Raw genomic sequence first — 12,638 nt, forward strand, 5'->3', positions numbered from 1 at the left:
CTACGGCCTGCTGGCGCTGGGCTGGCGCGGGGACGCGCTGCACTGGGCGCGCTACGAGCGGGCGACCAAGGTCATGGCCGTGGTCGCGGCGCCGATCGTCGTCGCCGTCACCGGCATCATCTCGCTGGACCTGGCCGTATCCATCGTCCCCGGCTTTCACTTCACCATCTTTCCGCCGTATTTCGTGGCCGGCGCGCTGCTGTCCGGCTTCGCCACGGTGGCGATCCTGGCCGTGGTGCTGCGCTGGATGTTCGGGCTGGAGGATCTGGTCACGCGCCGGCATCTGGACTGCCTCGGCTGCATGATGCTGATCTTCGTCGTCATCGTGGACTACGCCTACACCCAGGAAATGTTCGCGGCCTGGTATTCGGGCGAGGTCGAGTACCGCTACGTCTATCTGGATCGCTGGACGGGGCCTTACGCGCTGGCCTGGTGGGGGATGATCCTCTGCAACGTCGGCCTGACGCAGCTCCTGTGGTTCCGCCGCATACGACGCTCGCCGCTGGCCATGCTGGCGCTGGGGCTGACGACGAATCTGGGCATGTGGCTGGAACGCTTCCAGATCGTGTTCACGTCCACCCACGCCGACTACATGCCGTCGAACTGGGACACGGTCTGGCCCACCGGCTGGGACTGGGCGCTGTACGCCGGCTCGCTGGGCCTGTTCGGTCTGTTGCTGCTGCTGTTCGTGCGGCTGATGCCGATGATCTCGATGCACGACATGCGCGTGGAAATCGCCGAGCGGGGCGAGCATGGCTGAGCCTTACGGATTGCTGGCGCGCATGCCCGACCCCGCGACCCTCAAATTCGCGGCCAGACAATTGCGCGATGAAGGCTGGACGCGGGTGCAGGCGTATTCGCCGTACCCGGTGGAGGGGATGGACGAGGTGCTGGGGTACCGCATGCGCTGGTCGGGCCCGGTGACGCTGGTGCTCGCGCTGCTGGCGGCCGCGGCCGCCTTTGGCATGCAGTGGTATTCGGCCGTGGTCGACTATCCGTTCGTGGTCGGCGGCAAGCCTTTCGGATACTGGGCCCCGTTCGTGCTGGTCACCTTCGCCATGGGCCTGCTCGGCACCGTGGCGGCAGCGCTGGGCTGCATGATCCTTGGTAACCGGCTGCCGCAGCCCTACCACCCGGCATTCAATGCCGCCGGATTCGTCGATGCCTCCGGCGACGGGTTGTTCCTGCTGATCGAGGCCGCTGATCCGAAGTTCGATGCGCGGAACGCACATGACGCCCTGCTGCGTGTCGGTGCCTCCGAGGTCTCGGAGGTGCCGGCATGAAATGGTTGTCGTGCTGTCTGGTGCTGACGCTGGCCGCCTGTGCGCAGCCGGACATGGAAGACCAGCCAAAATACGAGACCTACGAGGCCGCGGACGGCTGGCCGCAGCAGCAATCGGCCCGCCATCCGCCCGTCGGCACGGTGGCCCGCGATGCAGCGCCGCTGCCGCCACGCCCGGCGATGTCCATGGCCCTGCTGCAACACGGCCGGCGCGATTTCCACGCGTTCTGCTCACCCTGCCACGGCCGCACGGGGCAGGGCGACGGCATGGTCGTGCAACGCGGCTTTCCCGCGCCGCCCGATCTGCATGGCGAGGCGCTGCGCGATGTCGGCGCCGAGCATGTGGTCGACGTGATCACCCGGGGTCATGGCGTCATGGTCTCCTACGCGGATCGCGTGCCGCCGGACTCGCGCTGGGCCATCGCCGCCTACATCCAGGCCCTGCAACGCTCGCAGCGCGTGCCGGTCGCCGCGTTGTCGCCGCAGCAGCGCGAGGCGCTGGAGGCGACGCGGTGATCCGGGGGCTGCTCGTACCCACGGCAGTGGGCTTGATCGCCTGCATCGGCGGCTGGCTTGTCGACGGCCGGGCGCTGGCCCAGGCCTGGCTGGTCGCCGTGCTCTGTGTCGCTTTGCTGCCGATCGGCGCGCTGGCCGCGCTGGCCACGCATGGTCTGACCGGCGGCAGCTGGGGGGATGCGACGCGGGCGGTCTGGCGCGCCCTGGCGGCGAGCCTGCCGCTGGTGCTGGTGGCGATGCTGCCGCTGCTGCTCGCGGTCGATGACCTGTTCGTCTGGTATGCGCCCGCCGAATCGCTGCCCGATATCGTGCAGGCCAAGCGGCTTTATCTGAACCAGCCGTTCTTTCTGCTGCGCTGGCTGCTCTACGCGGTGATGTGGGCCGTCATGGCCTGGCGGCTTGCGGTATGGGGGCGGGGAGACCAGTCCGTGAGTCGCACCGCCTGCGTGCTGACGCTGATTGGCTTGCTGTACTCGGTGACCTTCTTCGGCTTCGACTGGTTCCTGTCGCTGGAGCCGACCTTCTACACCGACGTGTTCGGTCTGTGGCTGGTCGTGACCGCAGCGGCGGCCGCCATGGCCGTCGTGATGTGGCTGGCCGGCGAGGCCTCGGAGGCGCCGCGCGCCGATCTGGCCGGATTGTGGATGGCCGTTCTGCTGGGCTGGGCGTTTCTGGCCTTTGCGCAGTACATCATTGTCTGGTCCGGCAACCTGCCGCACGAGATCGGCTGGTATCTGCATCGCGGCACGCCGCTGTGGCGGCCGGTGAGCTGGCTGGTCTTCGCGCTGCTGCTGGGGCTGCCGTTCTGGCTGCTGTTCACCGACCGGGGCCGGCGCAGTCGCGCGGTGCTGCGGCTGACCGCGACCCTGGTGCTGGCCGGCAGCGCGTTGCAGGTGGCTTGGTGGATTCTGCCGGCCTTCGATGATCTGTCGCTGCACCTGCTGTGGCTGCTGCCGGGCAGCCTGCTCGCCCTCGGAGGGGGGCAACTGGCGCTGGTCCGGCATCGGCTGAGTGGGGCCGGCTCATGAGCGCGCATATGGGTTACGAACAACGCGACGTTGATCCGCGGTTGCCGGTCCGGATCGGGGCGGCGATGGTCGTGTTCCTGCTGCTGGGCATTCTGGTCGTGACCGGCGTGATGCTGACGCTTTGGGCGGTGGACAAGGCCCCCGCATCGCCGTTCGGACAGGCCAGCCCCACGACCTCGGGGCCACCGGTTCAGGCTGATCCGCGGGCGGACATGCAGGCGCTGACGCAGCGCTGGGACCGGCAACTGGGCAGCATCGGCTGGGTGGATCGCGACGCCGGCTTGGTCCGGATTCCGATCGAGGCGGCGATGACGCAGACGGCCCGAGCCGGCTGGCGGGACGGGCCGGAGGAGGGCGCGCCGTGATGCGATGGCTGGCGATGGCGCCATTGCTGGCGGTATTCATGACGGCATCGGCTGCTGGCAATGTCGCCGAGCAGAACGCCGCGCTGGACGGCGCGCGCTTCGAGCAGCGCATCGGCGAGTCCGTGCCGACCGGGCTGCGCTTCACCGATGTGCGTGGCCACGTCGTGGCGCTTGACGCCCTGCATGACGGCCGGCCGCTGGTGCTGGTGATGAGTTGGTTCAACTGCCCGAATCTTTGTCCGCTGGTGCTGGACGGACTGGCCGTGGCGGCCGCCTCGGTCCCGTTCAGGGCCGGTGAGGACTACGCTGTTGCGGCCGTCGGCATCGCGCCCGACGAGGGGCCGGACGCGGCCCTGGCCATGCAGTCGCGGCTGGGTACGGACACGAGCCACTGGTATCTGCTGAGCGGATCGAAGCCGCAGATCGACCGTCTGGCCCAGGCGGTCGGGTTTCACTACGCCTACGACGCCGAACAGGACCGCTACGCGCATCCGTCCGGGCTGGTCGTGATCGCGCCGGATGGCCGCATCAGCCGTTATCTGTTCGGCCTGAATCCGGCTCCAGATGATCTGGAACGTGCCTTGATCGATGCCGGCGATGGCCGTCTGGGCTCGGTGGCGCAGCAGGTCGTGCTGCGCTGCTTCCGCTACAACGCGGCGACCGGCCAGTACTCGCTGGCGATCTGGCAGCTACTGCGCGTGGCGGCCGCCGTCGTGGCGTTGCTGCTGATGGTGCTGGTGTGGAGGCTGCATCGCCGTTCGCGCCGGGGGATGGCGCATGGCTGATCAGTATCTGGACACGGTGGAGAAAGGGCTGGCGCTGCACCCGGCGCAGGCGTCGACGTCGGCCGCGCAGGTCGATGCGCTGTTCTGGGTGCTGGTGGCCGTCTGCGCCGCGCTGGTGCTGACACTCGTCGGCTTGGTGATCTGGTTCAGCGTGCGCTATCGCGCCGGTTCGGATCGCCCGCGCCCGGGCGGCATTCCCGACAAACTTGGGCATCGGATCGAACTGGGCGGCGCGGCCGGGCTTACCATTGCTTTCATCGCGCTGTTCGCCTGGGCCGGAAGTCTCTATCTCTATCTTTATCGCGATCCCGGCGGCGACCTGCTGACTATCAATGTGATTGCCAAGCAGTGGATGTGGAAGCTGCAACATCCGAATGGCGCGCGCGAGATCAACACGCTGCATGTGCCCACCGGGCAGCGCGTCCGCCTGCGGATCACGTCGCAGGATGTGATTCACAGCCTCTATATCCCCGCGTTCCGGCTCAAGCGCGATGCGGTGCCACGGCTTTACACCACGGCCTGGTTCGAGGCGACCGAGCCCGGCGAATATCACCTGTTCTGCGCCGAATACTGCGGCACCGATCATTCACGGATGCGCGGCAAGGTCGTGGTGATGACGCCGCAGGATTACGCCGACTGGGCGCAGGAGAACGGCGAAGGCGAAAGCCCGGCCCGCGCCGGCGAGCGGCTGTTCACGGCGTACGGGTGCAGCGGCTGTCACCGCGGCGACGGTACGGTGCGTGCACCGCGGCTGGACGGCATCGCCGGCCGTCCGGTCGTGCTGGCCAGCGGTGGCACGGTGATCGCCGACGGCGCCTATCTGCGTGATTCCATCCTGCTGCCGCAGAAGCATGTCGTCGCCGGTTACGAGCCGGTGATGCCCAGCTATCAGGGGCAGATCGGCGAGGACGAGATTCTGCAGATCGTCACGTATTTGCAGTCGCTGTCTCCCGGCGACTGGATCACGGAGAGCGGTGGATGAGCGAGCCCGAGACGCATTACCTCAATGATGGCTGGACGCTGCGCTCGTGGCTGCTGACCACCGACCACAAGCGCATCGCCTGGATGTATTTCGCGACCATTACCGCGTTCTTCTTCATCGGCGGTCTCGCCGCGCTGCTGGTGCGCCTGGAGTTGCTGACACCGGCCGGCGACATGGTCGACTCCGACACCTACAACAAGCTGTTTTCGGCGCACGGCATCGTCATGGTCTGGTTCTTTCTGGTGCCGTCGATTCCGGCGACCATGGGCAATTTTCTGCTGCCGCTGATGCTCGGCGCCCGCGATCTGGCCTTTCCGAAGCTGAACCTGCTGTCCTGGTACATCTTTACACTGGGCGGGCTGTTCACGATGACCGCGGTGATTGCCGGCGGCGTTGACACCGGCTGGACGTTCTACACGCCGTATTCGACGCTGTTCTCGAACTCGGCCGTGGTGCTGGCGGCCTCCGGCGTGTTTGTCGTCGGGTTCTCGTCGATCCTGACCGGGCTGAACTTCATCGTCACCACCCACAAGATGCGGGCGCCTGGGCTCACCTGGATGCGCCTGCCGCTGTTCTGCTGGGCTAACTACGCGACCAGCCTGATCATGGTGCTGGCCACGCCGGTGCTGAGCATGGCGCTGCTGCTGATCGTGCTGGAGCGGGCGCTGGGCATCGGCATCTTCGATCCGGAACTGGGCGGCGATCCGCTGCTGTTCCAGCATCTGTTCTGGTTCTACTCGCACCCGGCGGTGTACATCATGATCCTGCCGGGCATGGGCGTGGTCAGCGAGATCATCACCTGCTTCGCGCGGCGGCCGATCTTCGGTTACACGGGGATGGTGATCTCGATCATGGCGATCGCGCTGTTTGGCTTCATCGTCTGGGGTCACCACATGTTCGTGGCAGGGCAGAGCCTTTACGCCGGCATCCTGTTTTCGTTCTTCACTTTCCTGGTCGCCGTGCCGTCGGCAATCAAGACGCTGAACTGGACGGCAACGCTCTACGGCGGCCGCATCCGTTTCACCGCGCCGATGATCTACGCGCTGTCGTTCCTCGGTCTGTTCACCATCGGCGGGCTGACCGGCGTGATCCTCGCCTCGCTGGCGGTGGACATCCACCTGCACGACACCTACTTCGTGACCGCGCATTTCCACTACATCATGGTCGGCGGCATGGTCACGGCCTACCTGGGCGGGCTGCATTTCTGGTGGCCCAAGATCACCGGGAAACTGTATTCCGGGCCCTGGTCCATCGTGGCCGCGCTGGCCCTGTTCATCGGCTTCAACCTGACCTTCTTCCCACAGTTCCTGCTTGGTTTTCTCGGCATGCCGCGGCGTTACCACGCCTATCCAGAGGAATTTCAGCTCCTGCATGTGATGTCCACACTGGGCGCCGGTGTATTGGCGGTGGGCTATTTGCTGCCAATGGTCTATTTCGGCTGGTCGCTGTGGCGCGGCAAGCCGGCCGGTGACAACCCCTGGGATGCCACCGGGCTGGAATGGCGGACCACCTCGCCGCCGCCCAAGCACAACTTTGTCGATACGCCGACGGTGACGGGCAGGCCCTACGACTATGTCTGACACCGTGACCATAGCCAGCCATTTCGAGGACGCCGAGCAGCAGCGCGAGGCGGGGCTGATGGGCATGTGGTTGTTCCTGGCGACGGAACTGATGCTGTTCGCCGGGCTGTTCGGCGCTTTCGGCATCTATCGTGGCCTGCACGGCGAGGCCTTCGCCGAGGCCGCGAGACATCTGGACCTGCCGCTGGCCAGCATCAATACCGCGATTCTGCTGACCAGTGGTCTCACCATGGCGCTGGCCGAGCGCAGCGTCCAGGCAGGCCTGATCGTGGTAGCTCGCCGCTGGATTGTCGCCACTGTGGCGCTGGGCGCGGTCTTCCTAGTGATCAAGGGCTACGAGTGGCATCACGAGTTCGCCGAGGGCCTGATGCCGCTACTGGGGCTGCCCTTCGACTACGACGGCAGTCACCCCGCCCAGGCGGAGCTGTTCTTCGACTTCTATTTCGCCATGACCGGGTTGCACGCCTTGCACATGCTGGTTGGCCTGGGTGCGCTGGCAGTGCTGTGGGTGCTTGGACGACCGCAGCCGGGACCGCGGGCGGATCGCTACATCCGGCAGATGCGGATCACCGGCATGTACTGGGCCTTTGTCGATGTGGTCTGGGTGTTCGTATTCACCAGTCTCTATCTGCTGCGCTCATGAACCGGCCGATACGCGCCCTGCTGTTGATCTGGCTCGCGCTGCTGGTCGTCCTAGGCCTGGGCGTCGGCGTGGCACTGCTGGAACTGGGTACCTGGAGTCTGGTGCTCAATCTCGCCCTGGCGCTGCTCATGGCCGCGCTGCTGGTCGCGGTGTTCATGGACCTGCTGCACGCCGCACCGGTGATTCGCGTGTTCGCGCTGGGGGCGTTGTTGTGGGTGTTCCTGCTGGCGGTGATGCTGCCGGTGGATTATCTGACGCGGTAGCCAGGGCGGCGAGCCAGCGCCGCCCTGGACGTCTGTTTACACGCGGTCTGCAACGCCAGCGACACCTTCATGTCCGGCACAGGGCGCACAACAGAACATGTTATCGCCCTGTTGAACGCCATGGCCGATGATGCGGCAACCACAGTGCTTGCAGTTCGGCGCCAGCGCGTGGATGGCGCATTCGAAGCAGTCGAACACATGGGATGATCCGCCGAAAGTGATCGTCATCGGTCGGTCGTATTCATTCCCACAGGTCTCGCATTGGGCCATGAGGGGTCTCCTGTCTGGTCAGTGGTGAGCGGATACGGCAGCGGACAACTGTCCGGTGAGATCAGGCTGTGTGGCCTCGGCAAAGTCGCCGAGGCTGAGCATGCCGACGAGACGCTTGTCCTTGTTCACGACCGGCAATCGGCGCAACTGTTTCTCTTGCATGAGTTGCATGGCTTCGAGAATGTCGTCGTCGTCTTTGCAATAGGCGATGCCTTCGGTCATGACGTCGCGGGCGGTAGTGGTCGTCGCATCCCTGTCATCGGCCAAGCATCGAATCACGATGTCACGATCGGTGACCATGCCGATCAGGCGATCGTTCTCGCCGATGGGAATGGCTCCGATATCACCGTTTCGCATGCGTTTCGCAAGCTCGGTGACGGTCACATCTGGTGTGCAGAGTTCAACGCCTTCGTGCATGGCTGTCTTGGTTTCCATTCAACTGTCCTCGGAGCAAATGTATGTGGCTCTTATACGCCACAGGGTTGCGACAAGTTGTCGGCGGTGATGTTCCGGTGGTTTCATGGAGGTCGTCGGATTGCGTTCCCTGCGGGAAACACCATTGGAAAACAGATGTCTGAAACAGCGTGGGGGGAATCAATATGGAGTCAGCGATGACCACATTGAATTCCGAGTTGGAACACGCCGTGTCCGGCGCCTTGCACGACCGCTTGACCGAGCTTGATCGTCAAATCACCGAGTCAGAAACCGGCCAGGAGCCGTGGACGTCCCGCGCCGGCGAGGCGCCGGACGCGGGCGATGCCTCGGTGGCCGACCATCTGCAAACCAAGGAACGCTCCCTGGAGCAGCAGGCGGTGGATCAGCGTAACCGCGTGATCGACGCCTTACAGCGGCTGAAAACCGGTGATTACGGCGAGTGTGTGGACTGCGGCACCGAAATCCTTGTGGATCGCTTGCAGGCACAGCCTGAGGTCGAGCGTTGTCTGCGTTGCCAGCAGGCCTTCGAGGCCAACCATGCGTCGGCCGGCGCGGGCAGTTCGCTATAAGCCCCGATCAGGGAACGCGTGCCGGATCGCTATGTGATTCCGTGGAATCGATCCGCGCGCGCAAATCTTCAATCACCAGCTTGCGGTATTTGACCGCGTAGCGCACCGGCAGGTGTGAGACGGCCTGGATGGCCTGTTCTTCCTTGTCGTCCGAATCGGCCAGCACCATCACGAACTCGCAGCCTTTTTGCGCCAGTTGCAGCTGCTTCTCACGCACGGGCAGGCTGGAGCCCAGCGAACTCATCAGGTTGGGATGCTCGAGGTTCTTGGCCGCTTCGGCTTCCATCTGCTTGGCGGGGACGACGGTGATGTCGTCTTCCGGAAAGCCCGCTTTCTGAAGATGGTCATGGGCCGTGTCGGCATCTCCTTGGTGATCGAATCCGATGACCAGATGGCCGGTGGGATAAAACATGCCCGCCTCGCGGGCATGGTTGCCTTCGGACTGGTTGGTGAGCTTGGTCATGATTACGCCTCCTGGAGAATGCGGGCGTTGTGGATGGCCTCGCGAGCCTGCTCGGCGATCGCGACCAGAGGCAGCGGCGTGACATGGCTGACGGCGGATGTGGGGTCGGTGGAGGCGGGATAACTCGGCGAGGCTTCCGCGGCGCGGAAGATTGGCGCCAGGCGGGTGAGCTGCTCGGCGTCCACCGCCTGCTCGATCTTCGGGAACTCCTTCGCCTGTTCGGCCTCGGCGTGACTTAGAACATCACGGCGCAGCGAGGTGATCATGTCGTCGAAGCCTCGGGATTCCACATCCAGCTGCTCCAGTCGCGCCAGCAAGTCCTCGGCGCGATCCTCCTCGGCGATGCGTTTGTCGGCCACGGCGTCGCCCTGCGTCGCCTCGCGCGTAAGCGGATGAATCACCTCGCGCTCGGCGGTTTCGTGGACGACCAGCTTGTGAATCAGCGCGGCCAAGGCTTCGCGTTTGTCCGGCGCCGAGCCGGCGGTGGTCAGGGCGTTGAAGCGGCGCTTGATTTCGGCATGGTCCTCCAGCACGCGCGTCAGCACATCATCGTGGGCACGCTCATGTGCTTTGGTCTCGTCGGCCTGGATGGACTCCAGAGGAATGGGATTCTGTATCGACATGGGATGGTCTCCTGTTCGAATCAATCGGTGCTTCCCTAACCGTCGCGGGTTGCGGTCAGCGCCATCCACTCAGGATGATTGCGCGTTTCCGCCAGCACGTAGGAGCAGGCGGGAATGACCTGCCAGTTGTTCACCCGCGCATCGCTCATCAATTCCGCAACGAGTCGATTGGCGAGGCCTTTGCCACGCTGGCTGGGTGGTACGAAGGTGTGATCGGCGGTGATGCTGCCGTCCGGGTTGTGGTGCCAGGTGAGTTCGGCGGTCTCGCGGGTGCCGTCCAGCGGGATGTAGTAGCGCCCGCCGGCCGGGGTTTTTTCGCGAAGCACTGTGAACGCATCCTCGCGCGGCTCCAGGGTGATGTCGTCGCTGCTCATCCGGCCGTCGTCTCCCCGCCCAGCAATGGCAGAACGTGTCCGGTGATGTAGCTGGAATCGGCATTGCTGGCGAAGAAGACGTAGGCCGGCGCCATTTCCTCCGGCTGTCCGGGACGCCCCATGGGCGTGCCCTTGCCGAAGTCACGCACATCGTCATCGCTGCGTTCGGCGGGATTCAGCGGAGTCCAGACGGGACCGGGCGCCACGCAGTTGACACGGATCTGTTGATCGATTAGAGACTGCGCCAGTGATTTGGTGAAGGCGTGAATCGCACCCTTGGTCGACGAATAGTCCAGCAGCCGACCTTTTCCTTCCAGGCCGGTCACCGAACCGGTGTTGATGATTGTGCTACCGGGTTCCATGACCGGCACGGCGTATTTCACAATGTAGAAATAGCCGAAGATGTTGGTGCGGAACGTGGTTTCCCACTGCTCGATGGACACGTCGTCCAGTGAATCGCGGTGGCGCTGGTAGGCCGCGTTATTGACCAGTACATCGAGCTTGCCAAAGGCATTTACCGTGGTATCCACGGCGTGTTTGCAGAACTCGGGATCGGCGACATCGCCGGGAATCAGCAGGGCCTTGCGCCCGGTTTTTTCAATCTCTTTAGCGGTGGTTTCGGCGTCGTTCTGTTCCTCGCCCAGATAGACGATGGCGATATCGGCGCCCTCCTTGGCGAAGAGTGTGGCGACGGCGCGACCGATGCCGGAGTCGCCGCCGGTGATCAGTGCGGCCTGGTTGTCCAACTTGCCGGCGGGGCGATAGTCCGGCGCCTGAAACTCCGGCGGCGGATCCATCCGCGCTTCCTCGCCGGGCGGCGTGAGATTTTGATCGGGAAAGGGGGGCGAGCTGTGCTGATCATCCATGGTGTTCGACTCCGTTGACGGATACGTGGACCCATCCCTCGAACTTCCCCCCATAGGCATAGACTGTGACTGCTGTTAGTAGCCGTTGTTCCGACGATCGTAACTGAAAGTTGGGAGGGTTCATTGCGCCCGCCCGGGCGCCGTTGTGCGTCCCCGGTCAGAGCAACAGGGATTTGAGCGGCATCCAGAGGCCCATGATCATCATCATCAGGCTTTCGGTGAGCGAGACGAAGCCGAGTGGCACCGACGAGTCGCCGCCCACACAGGCGCATTTGAGTTCGCGACGGTCGACATAAACGGCCTTGAAAATGCTCACGGCGCCGATGGTGCCGATGAACAGGGCGATCGGTGCGGATAGCCAGATCAGCGTCCCCGCCATCATCAGAATGCCGGCCAGCGCCTCGCCGAAGGGATAGAGCTTGCCGTAGCGCACCCAACGCCGTGCCAGCAGATCGTAGTTCAGAAACATGGTCGAAAAGCTCTCGACATCCTGCAGTTTCTGAATCGCCAGAATGGTCATCGACAGCGAAACAAACCACTCCAGCGCTCGCAGCGTCAGCAGCGTTTCGTACTGGTGCCAGGACAGGCCCAGCGCGAGCAGGGCTGCCACCGCGAAGATCGCGATCACCGGGCGGTAGGTCGTGTCGCTCTGCTGCTCCGGTGGCGGATCGAGTTCAAAATACACCCGTAGGTCGTCGTAGCCGCCGATTCGCTTGCCGCCGATGAAGGTCTGCGGCGTCGATTTGACACCATGCTTTTCCTTGAAGGCGTCCGTCTCTTCACGGGAGCTCAGGTGGTGATCCTCAACCTCGAATCCCTGGCGCTCGAGAAGATCCTTGGACTTCAAGCCGTAAGGGCAGAGGTGGTCGGGCATGACCATCCGGTAGAGTTCAGCGCTATTGTGCTTGCTGTGTTGAGACATGGGTTGGTCATTTGCCATTTGCGGGCGCATCCGATCACTTATCCGTTACAGGTCCAGAATCCCCGGTACCCGACGGACAAGCCTTGGTCGAGTGCGAAGATCAACTCCGCGTTTTGCCGCCAGTCCGATCTGGTGTTGGGCAGCGCTTTTACAGTCACTTTCGCACCATCGGTGGCGTAGATTCGATCAGCACGCGCCGCGCCTGCTGCATCCAATCGGATGAGGGTACCGTTCAGTTTCATGGACGCGGATTTGGTGTCGTTTGAAGCCCAGAGGATCGGATTGGTTTCGCGACTGCGGTGGAATTGACAGCCGTCGATGGTTTCCAGCGATCGGTCGGCCTCGGACTTCGACATCGGTGCGGGGTCAAGGCCGGCGATCAGCGTATTGTTCAATGCGTCGGCCACGGTGCCCGGCCTGGCAGGCGGATCCTCGTAGGGATTAGTGACCACATGGCCGGCCGAGATGTCGGCGATCAGGTGTCGCATCTCAGCGATCTCTCGGCGTTGTGCTTCGATGATCTCGTCAGCCAACTTGCGCACGCGCGCATCGCGGATGCGCGCGCGCTCTGAGGTCATAATGGCTATGGAATGGTGCGGGATCATCGCTTTCATCCACGCCACGTCGCCCACCGTGTCCTGCGACCGAACGAGGTAAATCCCGGCGGCAAAG

Annotated in this window: 17 protein-coding genes and 1 pseudogene; 11 read left to right on the forward strand and 7 right to left on the reverse strand. The window is 64.1% G+C overall.

Features of this window, described 5'->3' with window-relative positions:
• From ABNS06_RS16790 to ABNS06_RS16835, 10 genes and pseudogenes are all read left to right on the forward strand, one after another.
• Window positions 1-760: pseudogene (locus ABNS06_RS16790) on the forward strand (hydrogenase); the annotation flags it as partial.
• Complete coding sequence (locus ABNS06_RS16795; protein ID WP_348675761.1) at window positions 753-1,283, forward strand: DUF3341 domain-containing protein; 531 nt, start codon at window positions 753-755, stop codon at window positions 1,281-1,283. The pseudogene ABNS06_RS16790 and the gene ABNS06_RS16795, both read left to right, overlap by 8 nt.
• Window positions 1,280-1,798, forward strand: coding sequence for a cytochrome c (locus tag ABNS06_RS16800; protein ID WP_348675762.1), 519 nt, complete (start codon window positions 1,280-1,282; stop codon window positions 1,796-1,798). The genes ABNS06_RS16795 and ABNS06_RS16800 overlap by 4 nt, the downstream gene beginning before the upstream one ends.
• Window positions 1,795-2,826 carry a hypothetical protein gene (locus ABNS06_RS16805; protein WP_348675763.1) on the forward strand — a complete coding sequence of 344 codons (1,032 nt, stop codon included), beginning with the start codon at window positions 1,795-1,797 and terminating at the stop codon, window positions 2,824-2,826. Before ABNS06_RS16800 ends, ABNS06_RS16805 begins: the two co-directional genes overlap by 4 nt.
• Window positions 2,823-3,191: a hypothetical protein gene (locus ABNS06_RS16810; protein WP_348675764.1), complete on the forward strand. Its 369-nt coding sequence runs from the start codon at window positions 2,823-2,825 to the stop codon at window positions 3,189-3,191. Before ABNS06_RS16805 ends, ABNS06_RS16810 begins: the two co-directional genes overlap by 4 nt.
• Window positions 3,191-3,976: an SCO family protein gene (locus tag ABNS06_RS16815; RefSeq protein WP_348675777.1), complete on the forward strand. Its 786-nt coding sequence runs from the start codon at window positions 3,191-3,193 to the stop codon at window positions 3,974-3,976. Before ABNS06_RS16810 ends, ABNS06_RS16815 begins: the two co-directional genes overlap by 1 nt.
• A complete protein-coding gene (coxB, locus tag ABNS06_RS16820; RefSeq protein ID WP_348675765.1) occupies window positions 3,969-4,958 on the forward strand; it encodes a cytochrome c oxidase subunit II in 990 nt (329 codons plus the stop codon). Before ABNS06_RS16815 ends, coxB begins: the two co-directional genes overlap by 8 nt.
• Window positions 4,955-6,538: a cbb3-type cytochrome c oxidase subunit I gene (locus tag ABNS06_RS16825; RefSeq protein ID WP_348675766.1), complete on the forward strand. Its 1,584-nt coding sequence runs from the start codon at window positions 4,955-4,957 to the stop codon at window positions 6,536-6,538. Before coxB ends, ABNS06_RS16825 begins: the two co-directional genes overlap by 4 nt.
• A 4-nt stretch (window positions 6,539-6,542) precedes the next feature.
• On the forward strand, window positions 6,543-7,181 hold the full coding sequence (locus ABNS06_RS16830; protein WP_348675767.1) for a cytochrome c oxidase subunit 3: 639 nt from the start codon (window positions 6,543-6,545) through the stop codon (window positions 7,179-7,181).
• Entirely contained in the window at window positions 7,178-7,444 is a 267-nt protein-coding gene (locus tag ABNS06_RS16835) for a hypothetical protein (RefSeq protein WP_348675768.1), read from the forward strand. The genes ABNS06_RS16830 and ABNS06_RS16835 overlap by 4 nt, the downstream gene beginning before the upstream one ends.
• 288 nt (window positions 7,445-7,732) lie before the next feature.
• Here ABNS06_RS16835 and ABNS06_RS16840 read toward each other — a convergent pair whose 3' ends face one another.
• Complete coding sequence (locus ABNS06_RS16840) at window positions 7,733-8,149, reverse strand: CBS domain-containing protein (RefSeq protein WP_348675769.1); 417 nt, start codon at window positions 8,147-8,149, stop codon at window positions 7,733-7,735.
• A gap of 209 nt (window positions 8,150-8,358) precedes the next feature.
• On the opposite strand from ABNS06_RS16840, the gene ABNS06_RS16845 reads away from it, so the two are divergent.
• A complete protein-coding gene (locus ABNS06_RS16845; RefSeq protein WP_348675770.1) occupies window positions 8,359-8,718 on the forward strand; it encodes a TraR/DksA family transcriptional regulator in 360 nt (119 codons plus the stop codon).
• A 7-nt stretch (window positions 8,719-8,725) separates the two neighbouring features.
• On the opposite strand, the gene ABNS06_RS16850 is transcribed toward ABNS06_RS16845, so the two are convergent.
• The 6 genes from ABNS06_RS16850 to ABNS06_RS16875 form a co-directional block, all read right to left on the reverse strand.
• On the reverse strand, window positions 8,726-9,181 hold the full coding sequence (locus ABNS06_RS16850) for a hypothetical protein (RefSeq protein WP_348675771.1): 456 nt from the start codon (window positions 9,179-9,181) through the stop codon (window positions 8,726-8,728).
• A 2-nt stretch (window positions 9,182-9,183) separates the two neighbouring features.
• On the reverse strand, window positions 9,184-9,804 hold the full coding sequence (locus ABNS06_RS16855) for a hemerythrin domain-containing protein (RefSeq protein WP_348675772.1): 621 nt from the start codon (window positions 9,802-9,804) through the stop codon (window positions 9,184-9,186).
• A gap of 35 nt (window positions 9,805-9,839) precedes the next feature.
• Window positions 9,840-10,178, reverse strand: coding sequence for a GNAT family N-acetyltransferase (locus ABNS06_RS16860; protein ID WP_348675773.1), 339 nt, complete (start codon window positions 10,176-10,178; stop codon window positions 9,840-9,842).
• Window positions 10,175-11,044 carry an SDR family oxidoreductase gene (locus ABNS06_RS16865; protein WP_348675774.1) on the reverse strand — a complete coding sequence of 290 codons (870 nt, stop codon included), beginning with the start codon at window positions 11,042-11,044 and terminating at the stop codon, window positions 10,175-10,177. The genes ABNS06_RS16860 and ABNS06_RS16865 overlap by 4 nt, the downstream gene beginning before the upstream one ends.
• A 157-nt stretch (window positions 11,045-11,201) precedes the next feature.
• Window positions 11,202-11,966 carry a glutaredoxin family protein gene (locus tag ABNS06_RS16870; protein ID WP_348675775.1) on the reverse strand — a complete coding sequence of 255 codons (765 nt, stop codon included), beginning with the start codon at window positions 11,964-11,966 and terminating at the stop codon, window positions 11,202-11,204.
• A 38-nt stretch (window positions 11,967-12,004) separates the two neighbouring features.
• Window positions 12,005-12,638, reverse strand: a 634-nt coding sequence (locus tag ABNS06_RS16875; RefSeq protein ID WP_348675776.1) for a DUF305 domain-containing protein, incomplete at its 5' end; no start/stop codon positions are given.

Origin of the sequence: uncultured Abyssibacter sp., from assembly GCF_964000955.1 — a bacterium.
Lineage (GTDB): Bacteria > Pseudomonadota > Gammaproteobacteria > Nevskiales > OUC007 > Abyssibacter.